This window comes from Paenibacillus sp. SRL342 (genome assembly GCF_984798905.1).
On sequence record NZ_OZ481790.1, the window covers coordinates 1864961 to 1886225 of the forward strand.

A 21265-nucleotide genomic window follows, 5' to 3' on the forward strand; every position below is an offset into this window, starting at 1 on the left:
AAGGAGTGTCTACGGATTTGATAAAAAAGTTCTTACACAAAAATGGGCTGATCATTGATCTTGTCCTGTTGGCATGTTTTGTGGCGTTCCTGGCCTTCTGGGGCCAAAGGTTCCCAGTCATGTTTTTCGGAATGATCACGGTGGCTTTTATCGTACTAAGGCGGATTGACTATCAGAAGCATGTTATTCTGAAACGGATTATCCTTACCGGATTTAGCGTGGCTGTCGTCTCTTTTGTCATTATCGAAGCGCTTGTATTTACACAGCTTGGTGCGAATGATCCGGAAGAAGCGGACTATGTCATTATTCTGGGTTCAGGCATCCGTGGAACGGAATTGTCATTGACCCTAAAACAAAGGTTAGATGCAAGTTTGGACTACATTCGCAGTCACCCTCAGACACCCGTCATTGTATCGGGTGGGCAGGGACCGGGGGAATCGATTCCCGAAGCGCTCGCCATGAAAAACTATCTGATTGAACAGGGGATTAACCCTGCCCAAGTCATTATGGAAGATCGCTCCACAAGTACACAGGAGAATTTGGCCTTTTCCAAAAAAATCATTCTTGAATCCGGGTTAGAACACCCTGAGATCATGATTGTCACCAGTGACTATCATATGTTTCGCTCCAAGTATATCGCTGCCAAGAACGGTTATGCGGCAGAATATGGCATATCGGCCCCGTCACCGGGTTATCTGAAACCCGTCAACATGATCCGTGAATATTTTGCTACGATCAAAACACTTATCTAGTGCACATGACAGAAAACGGAAACAGGACGAAGCTGGAGATCTATGCTTCGTCCTGTTTGCATATAAGGATGTTACTGCTCCTTAATGTATAGGTTATTTCTCTGAAGGAGCAGGTACAGTTACTGAAACCTTATCCCCAGGGAGAGCTACCATTTCGGGGGATTGGGTATTCGAAGGAACGGCTACGATTTCAGGAGATTCACCCGTAAAAGGAACAGTGGCTGATTCTCCAACTTTAGCCTCAGAAGGTTCAGTAGCAGACGGAACTGGCACAGCTTCGGAAACTTCATCCTCAGGGAGAGCCACGATCTCAGGGGTTTCGGAAGTAGAAGGAGCAGTTACAGCTTCGGAAATTCCGACCTTGTTGGGAGAAGCTACGATTTCAGAAGATCCATCAGTAGAAGGAACAGGCACAGTTTCAGAAGCTTCAGCCTCTACTTTAACCGTATGGTTTGATGCCCATACTGCGGTGGACGTACTTACTCCTGTAATAAGCAGGAGGGCTCCCATACTTATCATCCAATGTTTCTTTTTCAGTTTCTTTACATTAAACATAATCATCAATCTCCTTTTTAATTGTTTGCCTTCACCCGATAGGGATGAACAAAATTGAGCAGGCATCTTCTTGGTTCCCGCCATCACATTTAAAATTGTCTCACCATATCGTCTCCGCTCTTCATGGGACATCTCTTTCACGACATCTTCATCACAGGCCAACTCGCTCCAGGTATGAATGTCCCGGCGAATCATATGAATCAGGGGATTGAACCAGTGCAGGGCACTAACCCCCAAGGTCACAGCCTTGACCCACAGATCTTTATGTTTTAGATGTACCAACTCATGATGAATTACCATGCTGATGTCCATTTTCACCGTATTTTCGGGTGGCAGATATATCGTGGGTTTAAACAAGCCAACCAGTATAGGGCTTCGTACTAGCGTGCTGTGAGCAAGCGTGATATTGCGTTTGAGACCCAAAGCCTCTTTGATTAATGGTAGCTGTATAGCTGCCTCACTATGACAGAGGACTGGGGTACGTGTACGAGATAATTCATTCAGAAATCTTCGATAACAGTACACCTGCCATGCAGAAAAACTGATGACTCCAATGCCCCATCCGCATAACAAGAACCAGGCAGTGGTTACCGAAATGGTTTGTTCGGGGATAAATGTTCCTGCAACTACACCCGAAGCTGCTGCATTCTCCGTATTCGGTATAGTTGATGTCGTTTGGAATGCAATATCCAAAAGCCATGAAAGGCCAAGAGATACCGGGAAGAGATAAAACAAGAGAGCCAGTTTACCGAGTCTGTAGAGCCACTTGGTCGGAAAAACAGAACCGGGTATAAGTCGTAGTGCCAAAATACAAACAGAAACGATACTTCCCGCCACGGTCAGGCTGCACAGAATTTCAAAAAAGATGTTCATCATCTGCACCTACTTTTCCGAAAGCCATTTTTTCAGTTCTGAAATGTCATCGTCTGAAAGCTTGTCGCCATCATACATGGCCGAAACCAAATTCTTGACTGAACCTTGATACAGTCCATCAAGAACATGTTGCGTTTCCTGTAGTTTGTAATCTTCGGGCTGTAGAAGAGGTACATAATCATTGGTCCGTCCACGTCTCGTGACGGTAAGTGCGCCTTTATCCACCAACCGTGACAGAAAGGTAGACATGGTCTGCGCTTTCCACGCTTTCCCCTTCTCGGCAAATATGTCTAATAGTTCTGTCGAGGTGACCGGTGGGGCGCATGACCATATAACAACCATTAACTCCATTTCTGTTTCGGATAATTTTTGAATCTGGTTCACAGTGAACACTCCTTAACATCGTTATGCGTCCATAACGATCGTATTACTACACTACGTAGTACGTATAAACTATTACAACTTGTAGTGGATAGTCAAGTTATCCTGATAGATGATTGCCAAACCATGTTATAATATAGGTCATTAATAGAAGAACGATGTAGGAGTGAATGATCATTACAGCATATCAATTACCTGCTCTCTATGAGCAGAAGCGAGTTTCAATGCACGAGATGGAAGAGATTGTACGCCTGTTGGCCCAGACACCGCTATTATACGATGATGGACAGAGCATTCAGGTTCAGGATTACATGGGAGGCTTGGAGGTCGAACTTGAGCATGAGGTACGCCGTGCAGTGACCGAGTTGTACGAACTGGCTGTTCAGGCCTGCCGCGTCTTCGCCGATCCATTGGCGTACGAGCAACTTCAGGATGCGCTTGGGTTACAGGCTGAGTTATGGCAGGAGGAAGTGCTTACTCTTGCAAAGTGGATGGATTGGTTGAAGCAGATCAGTGAAGGAAAGAGAACACTGCCCGAGTACAACTTTTCAGCGATGCTTGGGAACTTGCCGGACGGATTCATGATCCATGATTTTTATGATGAACTCCGATATCAGCTGGAACAAAATCCTGCAAACGCATGGGCTATTGAAGAGCGGGATCGCTTGTACGCAGCCCTGGGTGCGAATTAAATCAAACCAACGGGTCACCGGCGGTGTTAATCTAATATCTGCATTTTGCATGCATAGAAGCATTCCAATCTATACCTTACGAATTCTTTACCCAGTATGGGAAATGAGGGGATACCGTGAAGAAGGTTGTATTAGCTGGTGGAACGGGATTTGTCGGACAGGATTTTGCCCAAAGGTTCAGGAAGCTGGGGTATGAGGTGTTAATTATCTCGCGTCAGCCCGGTCATATTGCCTGGGAGGATCGTGCAGGAATCATAGAGGCACTGGAAGAAGCAGAGATGTTGATTAACCTGGCGGGTAAATCGGTGAACTGCCGTTATACGGATGAGAATCGCAAAGTCATTCTGGAATCCAGAACCCGTACCACGCGCATTCTCGGCGAAGCCGTTCTGGCTTGTAATCATCCTCCTGAACTATGGATTAATTCGAGTACAGCAACCATATACAGACATGCTGAAGATCGTCCCATGACGGAAAAAGAGGGCGAGATTGGCTCCGGATTCTCGGTCGACGTTGCCAAGGCGTGGGAACAGGCTTTCTTTGAATTCAGTCTGCCGTCTACGCGTCAGATTGCACTGCGGATTGCGATTGTGCTGGGCGAGGGTGGTGTGATGGTGCCCATGACGAACCTCGTCCGTTTTGGACTGGGAGGATCTCAAGGCGCAGGAACACAGCAGTTCAGCTGGATTCATATCGAGGATCTCTTCCGCATGGTAATTTATCTGCAAGAGCATCCACACTTGAATGGTGTGTTCAATGCGTCCTCTCCGCATCCAGTGACGAATCGGGAGCTAATGGCGCGTCTGAGAGAACAGATGGGTGTTCGGATCGGCCTGCCTTCTCCTCGCTGGATGCTTGAACTGGGCGCACGTTTCATTCAGACCGAGACGGAACTGGTTCTCAAAAGTCGTTGGGTGATTCCCGAGCGAATGGAGAGAGAAGGATTCACGTTCACTTACGGTACACTAGATGCCGCTCTTGCCGAGATTTTGAATAAGAAGAAATGACACTTTATACAAAAGAAAACACAACAGGAAGGGCAGAGGCATCTGCCCTTTTGTTATATATGTTCAACTAAACATTTACACGATAACGGAGAGGACAGAAATAACTTGAAGAAGCGAAGCGTTCGCCTAAAAGCTTTCTGAAAGAAAGCTGCATCGGAAGCATATGCTTATCCCCAGATTTTCCCTTTTTAAGAAGGAATCAAAAAAATCTGGGGATAACAGTGATCGGAAAGTTGTTCTGTCATCGCAGTGTAAGTGTAAATACAATTAGCTGAACTTAAATATATCAGTCAGATGAACAGAAAGAGGTTGGGGAAATGCAACTTAGAAGAGTAAGGATCGCAGGAACAGGGAAGTACCTGCCTGAACAGGAAGTCACCGATGAGGAACTGGATCGCCGCTTGGACGTGCCTGCGGGCTGGGTCAGCAAAGCCACAGGTGTAGGTGTGCGCCATTATGCTTCGGGTGAAGAAACCTCCTCTTTCATGGGCGCGCGGGCTGCGGAAGCTGCACTGGTGGATGCAGGATTACAATTCAGTGATATCGACTGTCTGGTGTGTACTAGTGGCACGAAGGAACAACCGTTGCCAAGTACGGCGGTATTTATCCAGCAGGCCATGGGGCAGCAAGATTCAGGCGTGCCTGCTTTTGATATGGATGCAACCTGCCTGAGTTTCCTGAACGGACTCGATGTGATCTCCTATATGGTAGATGCTGGACGTTACCAGCGAGTATTGCTCGTAGCCACCGAGATTGCCTCAGCCGGGCTAAATTGGTCTGATAAAGAAAGTGCGGCCCTGTTTGGAGATGGAGCGGCCGCTGTTATTATTGAACGTTCGCCTGAAGGGTCATCCTCCCAGATTGTACATGCTTCCCTTCAAACCTACAGCCGAGGTGCTCGCTTCTCGGAGATTGCAGGTGGAGGTACACGGCTGCATGCTTCGAATTATAAGGCGGATCAGCCTGAACCCTACCTTTTTCATATGGATGGACAGGCGATCTTCCGCATGGCATCCAGACTTTTGCCTGGATTCATTGGTGATATGTTGCAGGCGACTGGGTGTCAGATGGAGGATTTCCAATTGGTTATTCCCCATCAGGGAAGTGCCATGGCGATGAGACTGATTCGCAAGAAGCTTGGCATTGCTGAAGATCGGTTTATGGACATCACACGAAATCACGGCAATACGATTGCGGCATCGATCCCGATGGGTCTGCATGAAGCGATTAGACAACAGCGTATTCAGCGTGGAGATCGGGTGTTGATGATTGGCACGGCTGCCGGATTATCATTGGGAGGACTCATTTTTGAGTACTAGATCTGGGGAAACAGGACATCGTACAGCTGCTTCTCTCCGTGTGCTGCTTACAGGCGGAAGGGCTCCCGTAACGCTGGATCTGGCACGGATGCTTCATCGGGCAGGCCATCGGGTCTATGTTGCGGAGAGTGCCGTACGGCATCTGACCAGATTATCTCGTGCAGTGGAACAGTGTGCTGTGGTCCCGTCGCCACGTCATGAGACACATGCTTATCTGGCGGAGTTGGAACGGTTGACACAGGATTGGCAGATTGACCTGTTGATTCCGATGTGTGAAGAAGTATTCTATGTTGCTCAAGGGGCAGACAGACTGCGTGCATATTGCCGTGTTCTGGTTACAACTCTGGAGCAGCTGCATGAGCTGCATCATAAATATGATTTTATCCAGCTTGCAGGGTCACTCGGTCTTTCAGTTCCAGATACACGCCTGATCAACAGTCGGCAGGAATGGATGGAAGCTCAGTCTGTTCTGGGAAAAGTAGGAGATTGGGTGTGGAAACCGGTGTATTCCCGTTTCGCAGCCAAAGTTCGCATGCCAATACTCATGACCGATGACGCTGGGACAGGGATTGATCAGGAAGGAAACGTAAGCCAAAAGAGCCGTCGACATATCCGTAACGACCCACCGGAAGAAGGGGAATTATCCTCTGTTTCGCCTTGGGTTGCACAGGCCTACATTCCTGGTCAGATGTTATGTACATACAGCATAGCGCATGAAGGGCAACTGGTTGCGCATTCCACTTACGACAGCCGCTATCGTACAGGTAGCGTGGGAGCGAGTGTTTTTTTTGAACAGGTAGAACATGAAGGTGCCCTTGCGTGGGTGAGACAATTTGTTGAGGCAACAGGTTTTAGTGGACAGATTGGGTTTGATTTTATAGAAGGTCGGGATGGGCAGGTGTACGCAATTGAGTGTAATCCGAGGGCAACGAGTGGGATTCATCTGTTTCACCCTGGAGATGACTTGGTGCGTGCACTGACTGAACCGGAGACGTTGGTAAAAGAAAGAAAAATGATCACGCCCGCACGGGACAGCAAAGCCATGCTCATGCTTCCCATGTTGGGAAGTGGAGTACAGCAGATCTTTGGCAAAGGGAAACTCCGTGCATGGATAGCTGCGTGGCGTGGAACCAGGGATGTGGTCTATGTAGGGCAGGATATCCAGCCTTTAATGGAACAATTCGGAGTGGTGCTGGCCGCATGGCGTCTGGCAAGATCGCAGAAGTGCTCGCTGACTGAAGCTTTGACTCATGACATAGAATGGAACGGTGAACAACAATGAATAGAGCATTGGTTACAGGAGCTACGGGATGTCTGGGCAGGCACCTCGCGATGCGGCTTGCCAAAGAGGGATGGGAAGTCACTGGCATGGGCCGACAGGCAAAGGTTGGTGCAGAACTTGAGTTGGCAGGAATCCGATTCCTGAATGGAGATATACGGGATGAGGAAGTAGTAAACGAAGCGTGTGCAGGACAGGATATGGTGTTTCACTGTGCGGCACTATCATCGCCATGGGGTAAATATCGTGACTTTTATAGCAGTAATGTAGAAGGCACACAAAACCTCATTGATGGCTGCCTGCATAATGAGGTGCAGCGATTCATACATGTCTCAACTCCGAGTATATATTTTAACTACAACCCGCGGTATAACGTACATGAGAATGATCCGTTGCCATCCAAACCAGCCAATCATTATGCAGCCACGAAGCTTCTCGCTGAGCAGGTTGTAATGGAGGGGCATGCGAAGGGACTTCCGTCGATCATGATTCGACCGCGAGCGATCTTTGGTCCGTATGATCAGACGTTATTTCCCAGAATTGTCGCAGCAAACGCAAAATCGGGCGTGCCGATGATCGGTGGTGGACAGGCGTTAATCGATCTGACCTGTGTGGATAATGTGGTGGACGCCTTATTATTGTGCCGCGATGCCTCTACAGAAGCACTTGGTAGAGCCTACAATATCTCCAATGGCGATCCAAGGGCGTTCAGTGAGTTGGTGAGCAGCCTGTTTGGCATGCTGGATATGCCCTTGCGTTGTCGAAACATTCCTTATCGGATGGCATATGGTGTGGCAGCGTTGCTAGAGCGAGTTCATGGCTATATTCCTGCGTTGGGTGAACCTGCGTTGACACGGTATACAGTCGGCTCCTTATCTATTCCACAGACATTGGATATTACGGATGCAAGGGAGCAATTGGGGTACGTCCCTCGGGTGTCCATTGAAGAGGGATTACAACAATTTGCAGACTGGTGGAGGGCAGAATCATGCTGACGACAACTCCAGTAGAACTATATTTGGGTGCGGCGGGTTACTGTACACATCCAGAGTTTCTGACGCTGCGCGGTGGTCGGTTAAGCCCAGTACCTTTCCCGGCAGGATTTGCCTGCATCATTCATCCCGTACACGGACCTATCCTGTTGGATACGGGATATAGCTCCCGCTTTTTCGAAGAAACGGCTCATTTGCCCAACGCACTGTATCGTCATATTACACCTGTGGTCTATCGTGAAGAGGATAGTGCCGTTCATTTTTTGGCTCGAATTGGACTGAAAGCTTCGGATATTCGGTATATCATCCTCTCTCATTTTCATGGTGATCACATCGCAGGTGTACGAGATTTCCCGGAGGCACAATTCATCTATCTGCCAAGAGCCTATGATGCTGTGCGCTCACTCGGTCCAATTAAGGCTGTAAAAGCAGGTTTTCTTGCGGGGCTGTTGCCTGAGGATTTTATGGCCAGATCATGGCCTGTTACGCGTCAGCCTGAGCGATGGACGAGAGCGGGGAAAGAGTTCCCTTTTGATGAGGTCTACGACATCTTTGGTGATGGCAGTCTGCTTGGGGTGGATGTATCCGGTCATGCGGAAGGTATGATGGGACTCCTGCTGCGTACAGAAGAACATGATTATTTTCTTTGCGCGGATGCGGTGTGGTCAAGTCGGGCTTTTCGTGAACAGCGCAGACCTCATGCGCTCGCGGGTATTATTATGTCGAATCGACAGGAATACCACCGTAACTTTGACAAGCTGGTTCAGCTGCATCAGCAATTTCCCCAGATTCGGATTGTGCCGAGTCATTGTCGAGATGTACTGGACGCTTGGGGCACGGGAGGGCAGAAACGATGAGTAATACCTTTCGCATTGTAGTTCATTATGCACTCGCACGTGGGCTGCGAACATGGAAAACGCGAGAACAACTTGAGCGCTGGCAAGAGCGCCGGATTATTCGGCATGTTCATCAGATCCGTGCCCGATCTCCGTTTTACCGGAAGTGGTGGGGTGACGTGGACGCATCCGACTGGAGAAGCTTTCCGTTGATTAACAAATCAATCATGATGGAGCACTTCGATACACTGAACACGGTGGGTATTACCAAGGACGAAGCGCTGGCTCTTGCAGGTGAAAGTGAAGAAACGCGTGATTTCAAACCTTCCATTCAAGGCGTGACGGTTGGACTGTCTTCGGGCACGTCAGGGAACCGGGGGATATTTCTGGTGAGTGATCGGGAGCAGGATGCGTGGACGGGCACAGTGCTGGCTAAGTTGCTGCCCGGTGGACTGAGGAAACCTGCCAAGATTGCGTTTTTCCTGCGTGCCAACAGTAATCTGTATGAATCGGTGCAGCGTGGCAAATTGCAGTTTCAGTATTTTGATCTGCTAGAGCGTGTGGAGACCTTGGTGAGACGGTTGGAAGAATACCAACCTACTGTATGGGTAGCTCCTCCATCCATGCTGCGTCTGTTGGCGGATGCCTATGTGGCAGGCCAACTGACTGCTGTACCGGATAAAATCATCTCGGTTGCCGAGGTGCTGGACCCCCTGGATCGCAAGGTGCTGGAGCAGGTGTTCGGACAAACCGTTAGTCAAGTCTATCAGTGTACAGAAGGGTTCCTGGGTGCGACCTGTCGTTATGGCACACTGCATTTGAATGAAGACATCGTGCATATTGAAAAAGAGTACATTGATCCCGCCACCCGGCGGTTTGTGCCCATTATTACGGACTTCTCCAGAACATCACAGCCGATCATCCGGTATCGGCTGAATGATATTCTGACCGAGGCGGCGCTGCCATGTGCCTGTGGTTCCCCGTTTACTGCCATTGAGCGGATTGAAGGCCGCTGTGATGACACGCTTTATTTTACACAACTACATACGGGTGAGTCGGTACCTGTCTTTCCAGATTTCGTTACCCGTTCGGTCATTGCGGCTTCGCCGGATATTGAACATTATCGTGTGGTGCAGCAAGGGGACGGAACAATGGAGGTATCCCTTCGGCTTGGCGGGAGCGCAGTGATGGCTCACGTAGAGACCAATGTACTGCTGGAACTGATGAAGCTGGGAGAGCGGCTTGAATGCACCTTACCTGAGATCAGATTTGTACCGTATACGTTTGAACCGGGACTTACGAAGCTGCGCAGGGTGGAGAGACGGCATAATGGAGTGGCGGATTAAGCAGTAGGGGCCGTGCGGTATAGGTAGGAACGGGAAGTAAGTAATTTACCGAGGAAAGAAGGACACACCGTGACAGCAGAGGAACATTTAACTAAGGACGGGCAGGGACGAACCAACACGGGTCTTGATGCAGTGAAGAAGACCAAGGGAGGAGTGAACGCTCCGGTGGCTTTAATTACGGGTACCTCCAGTGGTTTCGGTATGCTTACCGCAATCACCCTTGCCAAGCAGGGGTATCGCGTTGTTGCTACAATGCGTGATCTGAGTCGGAAAGAAGAATTGGCAAGGCTGGCTGAGCAGGCTGGGATATCTGAACGTTTGCAATATGTACAACTGGATGTAACCGATGCTGTATCAGTGGACAAAGCGGTGGGGACCGTTCTTCAAACCAATGGACGAATCGACATGCTGGTGAACAATGCGGGATTTGCGGTGGGTGGGTTCATTGAGGAAGTATCGATGGACGATTGGCGGCGCCAGATGGAAACGAATCTGTTTGGATTAATCGCTGTGACACGTGCCGTCCTGCCTGTGATGCGTGAACAGAAGCAGGGGTTAATTGTTAACTTGTCCAGCGTCAGTGGGTTGTCCGGTTTTCCGGGGTATGCGCCCTATGCTGCCTCCAAATTCGCTGTGGAAGGATTTACGGAAAGTCTGCGTCATGAGATGTCTTCGTTTGGTGTTCGGGTGGTATTAGTTGAGCCTGGCTCTTATCGTACACCGATCTGGAATAAAGGTTTGGGTGAGATTCACCGGAGCGAGGACTCTCCGTATAAACATAAGCTGGACGCGGTTCTTCGTTATTCCAAACATGCGAGCGAGACGGCACCTGATCCACAGGAGGTAGCTGATCTGATTGGCCGAATAGCACGGATGCGTGCACCAAGACTTCGATATGCTTTGGGGAAAGGTTCGCGTGTGCTCATCATAGGTAAAGCACTGCTACCCTGGAAGTGGCTGGAGTGGATCATCGCCCGTGGTTTAAAATAGAGATTTGGTAGGAGCCAAAATTGTACAGTTTGCGAATGGGAGGGGTTAGCCATATTCGAATTCATCGTCATTATTTTACTTCTTGTGATTGTGGGTCTGCTCTTTCATATCAATAGCAAGCTGCCAGATCGTGACCGGGTGAAGGAAGCAATGGAACGGGATCGGAATCAGAAACTTAATCAGGATGCTCCAAATTAAAACGCGGAGGTTACCAATGAAAATTGCATTCGTTTTGTTTGATGGACTGACTTTTCTTGATTTTGCAGGGTTTTATGATGTGATCAATCGGTTGAATTTCTTTGAACCTACCAAAGGAACGACGTGGGAAACTTGTGCAATGACAGATCAGGTCACGGATGAGTCTGGTCTAACGTTGAAGGTGGATCGGGTGAAGCCTGACCTGTCGGAATATGATCTCGTGTTTATCCCCGGGGGCATGGGAACGCGCAAGCTTCGATATGACGAGGCATTTGTAGGTTGGCTGGAACAGGCTGAGTCTGTGCCTTTGAAGGTTTCGGTGTGCACAGGCTCTCTGCTGCTGAGTGCAGCTGGTTTTTTATCCGGCAAAAAAGCAACAACACATCCCCGTGCATATAATTTGCTTGAGCCGTATGTCACTGAGGTGATTCAGAAGCGGATTGTAAAAGATGGAAATGTAATTACTGCCGGTGGTGTAGCTACATCTATTGATCTGGGGATTTATGTTGTTGGGTTGCTCGCAGGACAGGAAGCGGCAGCGAATGTAAAACTTCAGATCGATTATCCTTATGAGATGCAGGGAGTGGTCGAAGAATGAATGAAGGCCGAAAGCAAGAGACCTATACCATTCGCAATATTCAGCGGGATGAAGCAGACCTCTACTGGCCTTTGCGACTGGAAGCATTGAAAACACATCCTGAAGCCTTCGGGGCTTCGTTTGAATTGTCCATTCAGATCCCCATAAATGAAGTACGGGAACGCATACATAATGAGCCCGATGATTATATTCTGGGAGCATATACAACAGAAGGAACACTGGCGGGAATGATGGGTTTCAAAAGGGAACACGGCCTAAAGCTCAGGCACAAAGGCATGATCTGGGGCGTCTATGTAGCTCCGCCATATCGGGGAAGTGGGCTGGCTTCACGTTTGCTCCGCGAGGTGCTGGATCGGGGAAGACATCTGGAAGGTATCAAGCAGATTAATCTGAGTGTAGTGACAACCAATGAATCAGCCCGACGTTTATACGAGCGATATGGATTTGAAATTTATGGCATCGAGCGTAATGCCTTGGAAGTCAACGGTCAGGGATATGATGAGGCGCATATGAATTACTTTTATACAGAGCCCTCAAGATTGGATGATGATATCACCACAGGAGGAGTCCTATGACAGATCAGGTTAAACATGAGATAGATAGTGTTTCCTTTGTTTTAAAAGAGTCTCATTCTTTCGATTGGTTACGGCCCTTGGGTACGGTCTTTCGTGTATTCGATCAGCAGGATTCAGGGAATCTCTCCTTCGGTATTGTGCAAAAGGATGGAAAGCGATTGTTCGTAAAGTATGCGGGAGCACATACAATTCATGCGAATCATACGGGAAGTCCCCCGGAAGCCATTCGTAATCTGAAATCATCTGTTTCCGTCTATGAGGATCTCGCGCATGACACGTTGATTCGACTAACGGATCATTTTGCAACGGATGAGGGGTATGCCTGTGTCTTCGATTGGGTGGATGGGGAGTGTCTTCACTCCCACTGGTATTTTCCGCCTCCGGCTAAGTATGAAGATCCGCGTTCGCCCTACTATCGGTTCAGACAACTCCCAGTGAAGACACGTATTCAGGCGATGGAGCAGATTCTGAATTTTCATATCGAGGTGGAACGAAGAGGTTATGTGGCTGTTGATCTGTATGATGGCAGTCTGATCTATGATTTTGACAGAAACTTTATGAAAATTTGTGATATCGACTTGTATCGGAAGGGCTCTTTTACCAATACCATGGGGCGTATGTGGGGATCTTCCCGCTTTATGTCACCCGAAGAGTTTGAGCTAGACGCACCCATAGATGTGGTTACCAATGTATTCAACATGGGGGCAATGGCGTTTGGTTTGCTTGGCGGGGAGACGGATCGTTCCTATGAGAGATGGGATGCCGGAGAAGCGTTGTATCACGTTGTGATGCGTGCAGTGAGCGACGAGCGGTCCGAGCGGTACGCATCGATTGCGGAACTTGGTGAGGCCTGGGAACAAGCTGCCGTGCAAAGGCAATGAGTGGAGCAGTGTGATTTTCGCAAATGTGCAAATTCCATTCGTATGTGCGTGTGAAATCCCGTATAATGGAAATTATTAAGGGGGTGCAGACGATGTGCAGATATGCCATGTCAGGACCATATAAAGACATCTATGCATGTTTCATTTGTCGCAAATCATTTAAACAAGTTTCCAGACATGACCTAAGCCCTGAGGTGGTGGCCCAACTTGAATATAAATGCCCGCAATGTGCCACGTCTATGGTTAGCATGGGACAGGATTTCCAGGCGCCCAAGCAAAATGATACCAAACAATGGGCCAAAGTGATGATGCTGTATCGTCATGGTTATACCTATCATAATTGCGGGTGCGGGGCTGGATATCGCCCGGCTGATTTACGTGAATTATCCGATTTTCTGGAGCAGCAAGAAGCTGGTAAAGCCAGTGAAGGCAAACGATTATTGCAAAGGTTAACTTCTTAGTTATGGTTCCCAATTCGAACCTGTCGCCTATGGAGATGTTGAAAATACAGGCGAGCACTTTATATATGATCAACGAACAGCAGCGTCTTCTACGAATTAACGAACCGGGTGGTGGGCAGGCTCCAGCCATTTTTATTGGCATGACTTCTGCCGGTTCACTGATCTATTATCATGAGCAGTTACCGCCGGATCTAATGGATGAGTTGGGGAAGGATTGCGAGCTTCCGTTGGATATTCCAAAACTGATTCGCAAGGTGGAAACCTTTGAGCCAGTTAACCGTGTATGGATGGGACCCGCCTATGCTTTTCCTGAGATATCTGACGAGTGGAACCTGAGGGTTCAGTTGATTGGTCAGGAGCAGCGTTATTTGCTGGCAGAGCATTTCCCTGAATTAACAGACTACTTGTATGAAAAAAGTCCCGTTGCCGCTTATGTCATTGGGAATTCTGCTGTGGCAGTGTGCTGCTCCGCAAGGCTCTCCGATCATGGGGCGGAAGCGAGTCTATATACGGCACCCGGTTATAGAGGACATGGATATGCAGCGGAAACGGTAAAGTGCTGGCAGTATTATGTCAAGGAGCGTGGACGCATGCCAATCTACAGTACATCTTGGGATAATCTCGCTTCACAGCAAGTTGCCCGTAAACTCGGATTAATTCAGTTCGGTGTGGATTTCAGTATCACAACTGTGGATTTGAGGAAGGACTGTGATGTCTGATGATCCGCACTTTCGTACAAAAGGATCTGCAGTATGTCATTGATGCGCATATCCGAATCTATCGAAACGAGTATAATTATGATTATAGCTTTGCTGAATTTATCACCCATAGGGGCGGGTGGATTATATCAATCTGTGGGCTTTGAAGTGAAGGAAGTCCGCAAGCAGATGTTGTCAGGTCAGGAGCTTACCGAAGAACAATGGGAACTTGTTCTGTAGTTGGCCGGGGCTTGAGCATGAAAGCCGAATCTGTTGCGTTAACTCGTTGTTGAAAGGAGTGGGACGGTGAATCGCAGAAGACTGATTCTGGGTTTGTTATCCGTATGCACAGCATTGACGGTAGCAGCATGTTCGACTCGGACAGAAGAACAAGCATTATCAGCAACCATTGAAAGCAACCTGCAGCAGATGGTTAGCGACCCTGTTCTCCTGACCAGCAGCAATCCGAATGATTATATTGCTGGTAACCGGGAGGCTTACAAGGACATCCTGCATACGGGTGAGGCCGGACTGCTTCTCCTGTTACAGCAGCTCGAATCCAGTCCGGATAATGGTCTCAAGGAATGGATCATGGCTCAGGCAAGTACTGAACTGCTTGGAGAGCATAACCCTGTAGAGGCGTGGCATAGTGGCAAGGACTGGTTCAAGCAGTATAAAATGAGCGTAGAATAATGGCTTATCATCTTAGTGGGTGATGAGCCGGAAGTACAAACCTCACCTCCAGTCAGCATGAGCAGCATTGAGAGGTTCTTGGAACCCGAAAGAATACATTATAGAGGTGAAATCCTTGACTAAGAAAATTGCCTTTTTTGATTCAGGCATCGGTGGTTTAACCGTTTTGCATCAGGCATTACAACAGTTTCCGGAAGAAAAATTCCTGTATTACGCGGATACCCTGCATGTCCCATATGGAACGAAGTCTGCGGATGAGGTTAGAGGACATATTTTTGATTGTGTGGAAGCCATCATTCAGGAGGATGTCCAAGCAATCGTGATTGCTTGTAATACAGCAACAAGTCTGGCTGTGAAGGATCTGCGCGCCAAGTACGATATCCCGATCATTGGCATGGAGCCTGCGGTGAAACCAGCCGTGGAGATGAATCGTGACAGTGGGAAAAGAGTGCTTGTATTTGCCACGGCCCTCACTTTGAGCCAAACCAAGTATAACGAACTGGTATCGCGTGTTGATGATCACCACAGTGTGGATTCCATTGCGCTGCCGGAACTTGTGGAGTGGTGTGAACAGCTGGATTTTGATCCGGGCAAAATCGCTGATTATTTCCGGTTCAAGCTGGCAGATCTCGATCTTCATGGGTATGGCACAGTGGTGCTTGGTTGCACGCATTATCCATTCTATACGTCCATTCTGCGCACGGTTCTGCCCGATCATATACAGATTATTGATGGCAGTACAGGCACAGTGAACCATCTGAAGCAGCGGCTTGGGCTGGTGGCTCAACATGGAGACAGAACAGGGGATCAGGTCACTTTCCTCAGTTCATCAGGCCGACCGGAAGAGCAGGAGAAGATGTACAGTGCACTTCAATATCTTGAGATGAACTCCAAGTAGGTTACGCCATAGGAGGTGATAGCTATGCAGTCCATTTATCTTATCCGTCACGCTAAGGCCACAGGGCAGGAACCCCATGCAGAGCTTACAGATGAAGGGATCAGGCAGGCTGAAAAACTTGCAGATATCTTGGCTCATCACGCCATAACATATATTGTCTCCAGTCCATGGAAAAGGGCCGTTCAGACGGCTATGCCACTGGGCATAGCAATGCTGCAACATATACATACGGATGAACGTCTCCAGGAGAGGGTACTTAGCTCTCTTGATCTGCCTAACTGGATGGATGTACTGAAACGTACATACGATGATGTGGATTGGGTGGAAGAAGGCGGGGAATCTTCTCGAAACGCTGCTGCAAGGGGGCTGGCACTACTGGAAGAGTTGTGGAGCAGACCGGAACAGCATGGGGCCGTGGTTACACATGGGAACTTATTATCACTGCTTATTCGTGAGTATGAACCATCCTTTGGTTATGAAGAGTGGACCAAACTGTCTAACCCGGATGTGTATGTGCTGGAGCGACAACGGCCAGATGCAGGGCTATCCACCATTCGAAGAATTTGGACAGATTAAACAGTAAAAGAGTGCTCCAGCGATATTATATCAGCCAGAACACTCTTTTCGTTTATCCACGGGGCAAGTTTACAATGCGGCAATCATGATCATAACCCATCCAGCCAAAAATGCGACTCCGCCAAGTGGGGTAATGGCTCCCAATTTGCGAACACCCGTTACACTTAAAACGTACAGGCTGCCAGAGAACAGGATGATCCCGGCGAACATCAGCCACCCGGCAAGCATGACGAGCGAAGAGGATTCAAGGCGGTCTGCCAGCAGTCCGATCAGGATGATCCCAAGTCCGTGGATGAGGTGATATTGAACACCGGTTTCATAGATTTTGATCATGTCAGCGGATAGTTTGCGCTTGAGCGCGTGTGCGCCAAAAGCGCCCAAAGCAACAGCCAGGAACATCATAATACTGCCGAGTATAATCAGGGTTTGCAATGTGTCTTTCTCTCCTTTTAAGGGTAATTAGATATAACAACAAAGTGTACTGCACGAGTGTTGTCTACAGTTTGCGCAATTGAATCTGCCCAATGGAGTGATCGGCTTCCTTTTTCAGAATCAGTCTGGCACGCCCTTTGGTTGGCAAAATGTTTTCATGCAGGTTTTTGGCATTGATATCCTGCCAAATCTGGTTGGCTGTACGCACGGTTTCTTCTTCATCGATATTGGCGAATCTTTGATGGAAAAAGGAATCCGTGTTCTGGAACGCTGTGTTGCGAAGCAGCTTGAAACGCTCAACGTACCAGTGTCGTATATGCTCTTCTTCCGCATCAATGTAGATGGAGAAATCGAAGAAATCACTAACCAGCAAAGGCGTTTCCTTTTTGATCTGAAGTACATTGATACCTTCAATTATGAGAATATCCGGTTGACAGATCTGCTTCTCTTCTCCTTGAATGACATCGTAGGCGAGGTGAGAGTAGACGGGTGCTTTCACTTCCGGCTTGCCAGATTTCACATCACCCATGAACTGAATCAGGGATTTGATATCATAGCTTTCCGGGAATCCCTTGCGGTTCATGATGCCCTTCTCTTGCAGCACCGCATTGGGATATAAGAAACCGTCGGTGGTGACAAGGTCAACCTTCGGACTATTCTTACCTCTGGCGAGCAGTGCCTGTAGCAAACGGGCCGCTGTACTTTTGCCCACGGCAACACTTCCCCCGATTCCAATGATGTAGGGGGTGGGGAGAGCTTCTTTTTTCATAAAGGAGGCCGTTAGTTGATTCAACTCTCGTGAAACTCTTGCATATAGGTCAATAAAGTGGGTAAGAGGCAAATATATATCTTCGACTTCTTGAATCGATACCTCTTCATTCAATCCCTTTAACTGTTCTAATTCGGCTTCCGTCAGTGGAAGAGTGGTCTGATGTTCTTTAAGTTCAGCCCATTCCTTGCGGTTAAACTCGATGTAAGGAGAGTATAAATTCATGAGATCCCGCTTTCTGTATGTAATATAATTGTGGACATAACCTAGTGTATCAAATTTCAGGAAACTGACAACACCTTTACATTGTGCACTTCATAATGCCTTTCGTCAAAATGGAGCGAAATACAACTTATAGGAAAGTTTAACCCAATTTATGTTAAAGTCAACGTATACCATGCGGAAGGGTGACAGCACATGATCGTATATGAGAGAGAGCATGATTTTGTTTTGACCGCACAGCATGAGCATGGATTAGTAGCCGGAGAGATGGCTTTCCACTGGAAAAATGAATTATTAGCTGATGCTTCGCATCGGGATGAATTGATTCTAGCGGCCAAGGAACATGACCGTGGCTGGATTGAACTGGATTCATCTCCGTTCTGGAATGATTTCAGTCAATCGCCGTATTCGTTTCGTGATTATCCATTGCGTCCGCGTTTTGTATTCTACCATAAAGGGATTGAAGAAGTCCGTCAGAAAAACCTCTACGCCGGATTATTGTGTAGCTTGATGTACACGGAGCTATTTCAGAAAAATCTGGGGGCCAATGCTCAGGATGATGATGACATCCGAGATTATCTGCAGCAAGAACACAAACGTCAGCTGGATTGGGAGAAACAGCTTGGTGGTGATGCTGAAGCACTGAAACAGAGGCTGCAAAGTGATGTGGAGATCATGCTTTTCTGTGATCAGCTCAGTCTGTTCCTCTGTATGGAGGAACCTGGAACACCTGCTGCGCGTTATGATTTTTTTGCAGAGGGGCTCAGTTGTACGTTTGATGCCTGTTCCAGACAGCCGATTCAGGCAGAGTGGTTATCGAATGAAAAAGTAGGCCTGTCTTTTTTCCCGTTTGATGAGGACTTTACGATCGTTTTACCATATAAATCGGTGCCAAAGGCAAGTATCCGCAAATTTGGTATGCAACAGGCTTATCGCCGGGCTGAATGGAAGGAACGCCGGGTGTTGATTACGGAATTAAACTGAGAACTGGAAACTCCAGGCTTGAGGAAAGACCAGCATAGAATATCACAAAACAGGCGGGCTTCTGATGTACAGGTGTACAAGGCGTCCGCCTTTCGTATGCATATATATCATCATAGACTATACTGTGAGACCGGTGTAAATACGAATGAATCAGAGTGGGAATAAAGCAGGAAAACACAGGTTATTCCCAGAAATGTTAGTGTACAGCAGAGAAGCGCATGTTAGCAGGAGGACGAATATGGATACTAGAATAGAGATATTAACAATGTGTATGGTATGGGACAAAATGAATGATCAGGTGTTGTTAATGAATCGGCCGGATCGCAAAGGATTTCCGGGATACATCGCTCCTGGGGGGAAGGTAGATTTTCCGGAGAGTATCGTGGATGGTGCCGTGCGGGAGGTTCTGGAGGAGACGGGGCTAGTAGTCAATGAGATTACGTATAAAGGGCTTGATGAGTTCTGTGATCCCGAACAAGGGTTGCGGTACATGGTATTTAACTATTTGGCGACTTCATTCGAGGGTCAATTATTGCAAGATCCGCCCGAAGGCGAACTGTTATGGGTGCCTATGAAGCGGGTTTTTGAGCTGCCTATGCAGGATTGGTTTGCTGAACGTCTCCCGCGTTTTTTCCAAAAAGGTACTTTTGAGCGGAGTGTGATCTGGGAGAAGTCATCCGGACGTACACTGCAAGAGACATTTATGATTTATAGCGATTGAGTACTTGAACAGAGTTAGACCCAATAAGTTAAACCGTCAGAAGGAGTAAAAATCATGGGATACTAGCATGCCCTGCAAGGATACAGTGCGGCGACGCTTGATGGGGAATGGAAATTAATTCATGAGCATTTAAGCTTGGGTTAGGATAAAAATAATGCCTCAAAATGTATCATCCATATCTATATATTTATATCCAAATATTATGATATAATGAAGTTTACTATTTTTATAGGAGATGACTAGTCTGTGGGTAATAGTGTGTGATTAATAGATTGAGTAAACTAGTTTGTTGAAATGAAGAATGATATATTTGTGGATTTGCCATACATAGGCTTCTGCAAACAAGACGTAAATGAATATTGTACGATGAAAAGGTGGAGATTGGCATGAAATTGTCGTTCCGGATTTTGGACTGGGAAGAAGAGAGACCCTACGAACTTTTATTGATGGCTGATCCTTCAAAAGCAATTGTGGATGAGTACCTGAGTCGGGGGGTTTGTTTTATTGCCGAATATGAAGGAGAGATGGTTGGGGAGTTCGTATTGTTGAAGACTCGTCCAGAGACTGCGGAGATTGTTAATATTGCCGTACAGGAAGAACTGCAGGGACAAGGTGTAGGCAAACACATGATTAAGGAAGCGATGGAAGCTGCACGTAGATTGGGCTGCCGGATTCTCGAGATTGGAACGGGCAACTCCAGCTTTCATCAATTGAAGTTATACCAACGTTGCGGTTTTCGCATCATTGGGGTTGATCGTGACTTCTTTGTGAGGCAATATGAGGAAGAGATTATAGAGGATGGTATCCGTTGTGTGGATATGATCCGTATGGCCATAGATCTGGATGCTTTTACAGAGGATGAAAAGAAATAGGAAGTAATCGCTGAAGTAAGGTACATCTTACGGACGAGAGGAAGAGATGTAAGTGGATCGATATACACATATTGGGGTATATGGCTTGGTCGCTTGGGAGCACAAATTCCTGTTGATTCATAAGGCTCGGGGAGCATATCAGGGGCAATGGGATTTACCAGGCGGAAGGCTGGAATTTGGTGAGCAGCCAGTGGCTGCTCTTCATCGTGAGATTGAAGAAGAGACGGGCCTGACCCATCTACAATTGGTGATTAATTCTGCGGAGTCATGTCTACTGGAATGGGTGCATCAAGGTGAGCCGGAAGAGCTGCACCATATCGGGATGTTGTATGATGTTGCTTTGACCGCAGCCAGTCAGCCGAATCATATCAAAAAGGAACCCGATGGTGAAGATTCGTTAGGAGCGGACTGGTTTACACTGGAGCAGGTTAGAGAACTGTCTCTAACGCCGTTTGCAGAGTATATGATTAGTCAAAGTAGAGCTTGAGGCGCATCATCAACTCTATTGTTAACTTAAATTTGCTGAATCCAAAGAAGCTGCTCGGATAATTCATGTCTGGGCCAGCTTTTTGCTGTTGGTCACTTGAAGAAAACCCCAATTACTTGTTGAATGTGACGTCAAATGGTTAATGTTTAACTTGACGGTTTGTTTTTGAACATAATGG

The 21265-nt window shown here is 47.6% G+C and carries 26 protein-coding genes; 22 read left to right on the top strand and 4 right to left on the bottom strand.

The window, feature by feature from the left end; all coding sequences use genetic code 11:
* Positions 1 to 17: 17 nt before the first annotated feature.
* Positions 18 to 752 carry a YdcF family protein gene (locus tag AC4E8D_RS08560; RefSeq protein ID WP_221822812.1) on the top strand — a complete coding sequence of 245 codons (735 nt, stop codon included), beginning with the start codon at positions 18 to 20 and terminating at the stop codon, positions 750 to 752.
* Between the two features lie 93 nt (positions 753 to 845).
* Here AC4E8D_RS08560 and AC4E8D_RS08565 read toward each other — a convergent pair whose 3' ends face one another.
* Together AC4E8D_RS08565 and AC4E8D_RS08570 are read right to left on the bottom strand one after the other, a co-directional pair.
* Positions 846 to 2183 (bottom strand): M56 family metallopeptidase, encoded by a 1338-nt coding sequence (locus tag AC4E8D_RS08565; RefSeq protein ID WP_260632885.1) that lies wholly within the window; start codon positions 2181 to 2183, stop codon positions 846 to 848.
* A 6-nt stretch (positions 2184 to 2189) separates the two neighbouring features.
* Positions 2190 to 2564, bottom strand: coding sequence for a BlaI/MecI/CopY family transcriptional regulator (locus AC4E8D_RS08570; protein WP_221822817.1), 375 nt, complete (start codon positions 2562 to 2564; stop codon positions 2190 to 2192).
* Positions 2565 to 2731: 167 nt separating this feature from the next.
* Here AC4E8D_RS08570 and AC4E8D_RS08575 point away from each other — a divergent pair, with 167 nt between their 5' ends.
* The 17 genes from AC4E8D_RS08575 to AC4E8D_RS08655 all read left to right on the top strand — a co-directional run bounded on the left by AC4E8D_RS08575 (position 2732) and on the right by AC4E8D_RS08655 (position 16600).
* Positions 2732 to 3253, top strand: a complete 522-nt coding sequence (locus AC4E8D_RS08575) for a hypothetical protein (RefSeq protein ID WP_221822819.1) — start codon at positions 2732 to 2734, stop codon at positions 3251 to 3253.
* Positions 3254 to 3369: 116 nt separating this feature from the next.
* The gene (locus AC4E8D_RS08580; protein WP_221822821.1) at positions 3370 to 4260 is read left to right on the top strand and encodes a TIGR01777 family oxidoreductase; all 891 of its coding nucleotides are present in this window, start codon (positions 3370 to 3372) and stop codon (positions 4258 to 4260) included.
* Between the two features lie 317 nt (positions 4261 to 4577).
* Complete coding sequence (locus AC4E8D_RS08585) at positions 4578 to 5579, top strand: beta-ketoacyl-ACP synthase III (RefSeq protein WP_221822824.1); 1002 nt, start codon at positions 4578 to 4580, stop codon at positions 5577 to 5579.
* Positions 5569 to 6861 carry an ATP-grasp domain-containing protein gene (locus tag AC4E8D_RS08590; protein WP_221822826.1) on the top strand — a complete coding sequence of 431 codons (1293 nt, stop codon included), beginning with the start codon at positions 5569 to 5571 and terminating at the stop codon, positions 6859 to 6861. The genes AC4E8D_RS08585 and AC4E8D_RS08590 overlap by 11 nt, the downstream gene beginning before the upstream one ends.
* On the top strand, positions 6858 to 7853 hold the full coding sequence (locus AC4E8D_RS08595) for an NAD-dependent epimerase/dehydratase family protein (RefSeq protein WP_221822829.1): 996 nt from the start codon (positions 6858 to 6860) through the stop codon (positions 7851 to 7853). The genes AC4E8D_RS08590 and AC4E8D_RS08595 overlap by 4 nt, the downstream gene beginning before the upstream one ends.
* Positions 7847 to 8707: an MBL fold metallo-hydrolase gene (locus AC4E8D_RS08600; RefSeq protein WP_449004155.1), complete on the top strand. Its 861-nt coding sequence runs from the start codon at positions 7847 to 7849 to the stop codon at positions 8705 to 8707. The genes AC4E8D_RS08595 and AC4E8D_RS08600 overlap by 7 nt, the downstream gene beginning before the upstream one ends.
* Positions 8704 to 10032, top strand: coding sequence for a F390 synthetase-related protein (locus tag AC4E8D_RS08605; RefSeq protein WP_339183412.1), 1329 nt, complete (start codon positions 8704 to 8706; stop codon positions 10030 to 10032). The genes AC4E8D_RS08600 and AC4E8D_RS08605 overlap by 4 nt, the downstream gene beginning before the upstream one ends.
* Before the next feature lie 69 nt (positions 10033 to 10101).
* The gene (locus AC4E8D_RS08610) at positions 10102 to 11022 is read left to right on the top strand and encodes an SDR family oxidoreductase (RefSeq protein WP_339183414.1); all 921 of its coding nucleotides are present in this window, start codon (positions 10102 to 10104) and stop codon (positions 11020 to 11022) included.
* A gap of 214 nt (positions 11023 to 11236) precedes the next feature.
* Entirely contained in the window at positions 11237 to 11818 is a 582-nt protein-coding gene (locus tag AC4E8D_RS08615; RefSeq protein ID WP_237176254.1) for a DJ-1/PfpI family protein, read from the top strand.
* Complete coding sequence (locus tag AC4E8D_RS08620) at positions 11815 to 12393, top strand: GNAT family N-acetyltransferase (RefSeq protein WP_339183417.1); 579 nt, start codon at positions 11815 to 11817, stop codon at positions 12391 to 12393. Before AC4E8D_RS08615 ends, AC4E8D_RS08620 begins: the two co-directional genes overlap by 4 nt.
* Complete coding sequence (locus AC4E8D_RS08625; RefSeq protein ID WP_490206083.1) at positions 12390 to 13274, top strand: serine/threonine-protein kinase; 885 nt, start codon at positions 12390 to 12392, stop codon at positions 13272 to 13274. The genes AC4E8D_RS08620 and AC4E8D_RS08625 overlap by 4 nt, the downstream gene beginning before the upstream one ends.
* Positions 13275 to 13522: 248 nt before the next feature.
* Positions 13523 to 13735 carry a hypothetical protein gene (locus AC4E8D_RS08630; protein WP_490206084.1) on the top strand — a complete coding sequence of 71 codons (213 nt, stop codon included), beginning with the start codon at positions 13523 to 13525 and terminating at the stop codon, positions 13733 to 13735.
* A 2-nt stretch (positions 13736 to 13737) separates the two neighbouring features.
* Positions 13738 to 14454: a GNAT family N-acetyltransferase gene (locus tag AC4E8D_RS08635; protein WP_490206085.1), complete on the top strand. Its 717-nt coding sequence runs from the start codon at positions 13738 to 13740 to the stop codon at positions 14452 to 14454.
* Positions 14455 to 14532: 78 nt separating this feature from the next.
* Positions 14533 to 14673: a hypothetical protein gene (locus AC4E8D_RS08640; protein WP_221822843.1), complete on the top strand. Its 141-nt coding sequence runs from the start codon at positions 14533 to 14535 to the stop codon at positions 14671 to 14673.
* A 66-nt stretch (positions 14674 to 14739) separates the two neighbouring features.
* On the top strand, positions 14740 to 15126 hold the full coding sequence (locus AC4E8D_RS08645) for a hypothetical protein (RefSeq protein ID WP_490206086.1): 387 nt from the start codon (positions 14740 to 14742) through the stop codon (positions 15124 to 15126).
* A gap of 115 nt (positions 15127 to 15241) precedes the next feature.
* Positions 15242 to 16024, top strand: a complete 783-nt coding sequence (gene murI, locus AC4E8D_RS08650) for a glutamate racemase (protein ID WP_405131781.1) — start codon at positions 15242 to 15244, stop codon at positions 16022 to 16024.
* A 24-nt stretch (positions 16025 to 16048) separates the two neighbouring features.
* Entirely contained in the window at positions 16049 to 16600 is a 552-nt protein-coding gene (locus tag AC4E8D_RS08655; protein WP_405131782.1) for a histidine phosphatase family protein, read from the top strand.
* A 69-nt stretch (positions 16601 to 16669) separates the two neighbouring features.
* On the opposite strand, the gene AC4E8D_RS08660 is transcribed toward AC4E8D_RS08655, so the two are convergent.
* Entirely contained in the window at positions 16670 to 17032 is a 363-nt protein-coding gene (locus tag AC4E8D_RS08660) for a DUF423 domain-containing protein (protein ID WP_076252477.1), read from the bottom strand.
* A gap of 64 nt (positions 17033 to 17096) precedes the next feature.
* Positions 17097 to 18026 (bottom strand): type I pantothenate kinase, encoded by a 930-nt coding sequence (gene coaA, locus AC4E8D_RS08665; protein WP_036610217.1) that lies wholly within the window; start codon positions 18024 to 18026, stop codon positions 17097 to 17099.
* Positions 18027 to 18218: 192 nt separating this feature from the next.
* Here coaA and AC4E8D_RS08670 point away from each other — a divergent pair, with 192 nt between their 5' ends.
* From AC4E8D_RS08670 to AC4E8D_RS08685, 4 genes are all read left to right on the top strand, one after another.
* Positions 18219 to 19007, top strand: coding sequence for a DUF3891 family protein (locus AC4E8D_RS08670; protein ID WP_339183435.1), 789 nt, complete (start codon positions 18219 to 18221; stop codon positions 19005 to 19007).
* Between the two features lie 238 nt (positions 19008 to 19245).
* Positions 19246 to 19728, top strand: coding sequence for an 8-oxo-dGTP diphosphatase (locus tag AC4E8D_RS08675; protein WP_490206087.1), 483 nt, complete (start codon positions 19246 to 19248; stop codon positions 19726 to 19728).
* A 386-nt stretch (positions 19729 to 20114) separates the two neighbouring features.
* Positions 20115 to 20600, top strand: a complete 486-nt coding sequence (locus tag AC4E8D_RS08680) for a GNAT family N-acetyltransferase (protein WP_490206088.1) — start codon at positions 20115 to 20117, stop codon at positions 20598 to 20600.
* Positions 20601 to 20652: 52 nt separating this feature from the next.
* Complete coding sequence (locus AC4E8D_RS08685; RefSeq protein ID WP_339183441.1) at positions 20653 to 21087, top strand: NUDIX domain-containing protein; 435 nt, start codon at positions 20653 to 20655, stop codon at positions 21085 to 21087.
* The last annotated feature ends 178 nt before the right edge of the window (positions 21088 to 21265 follow it).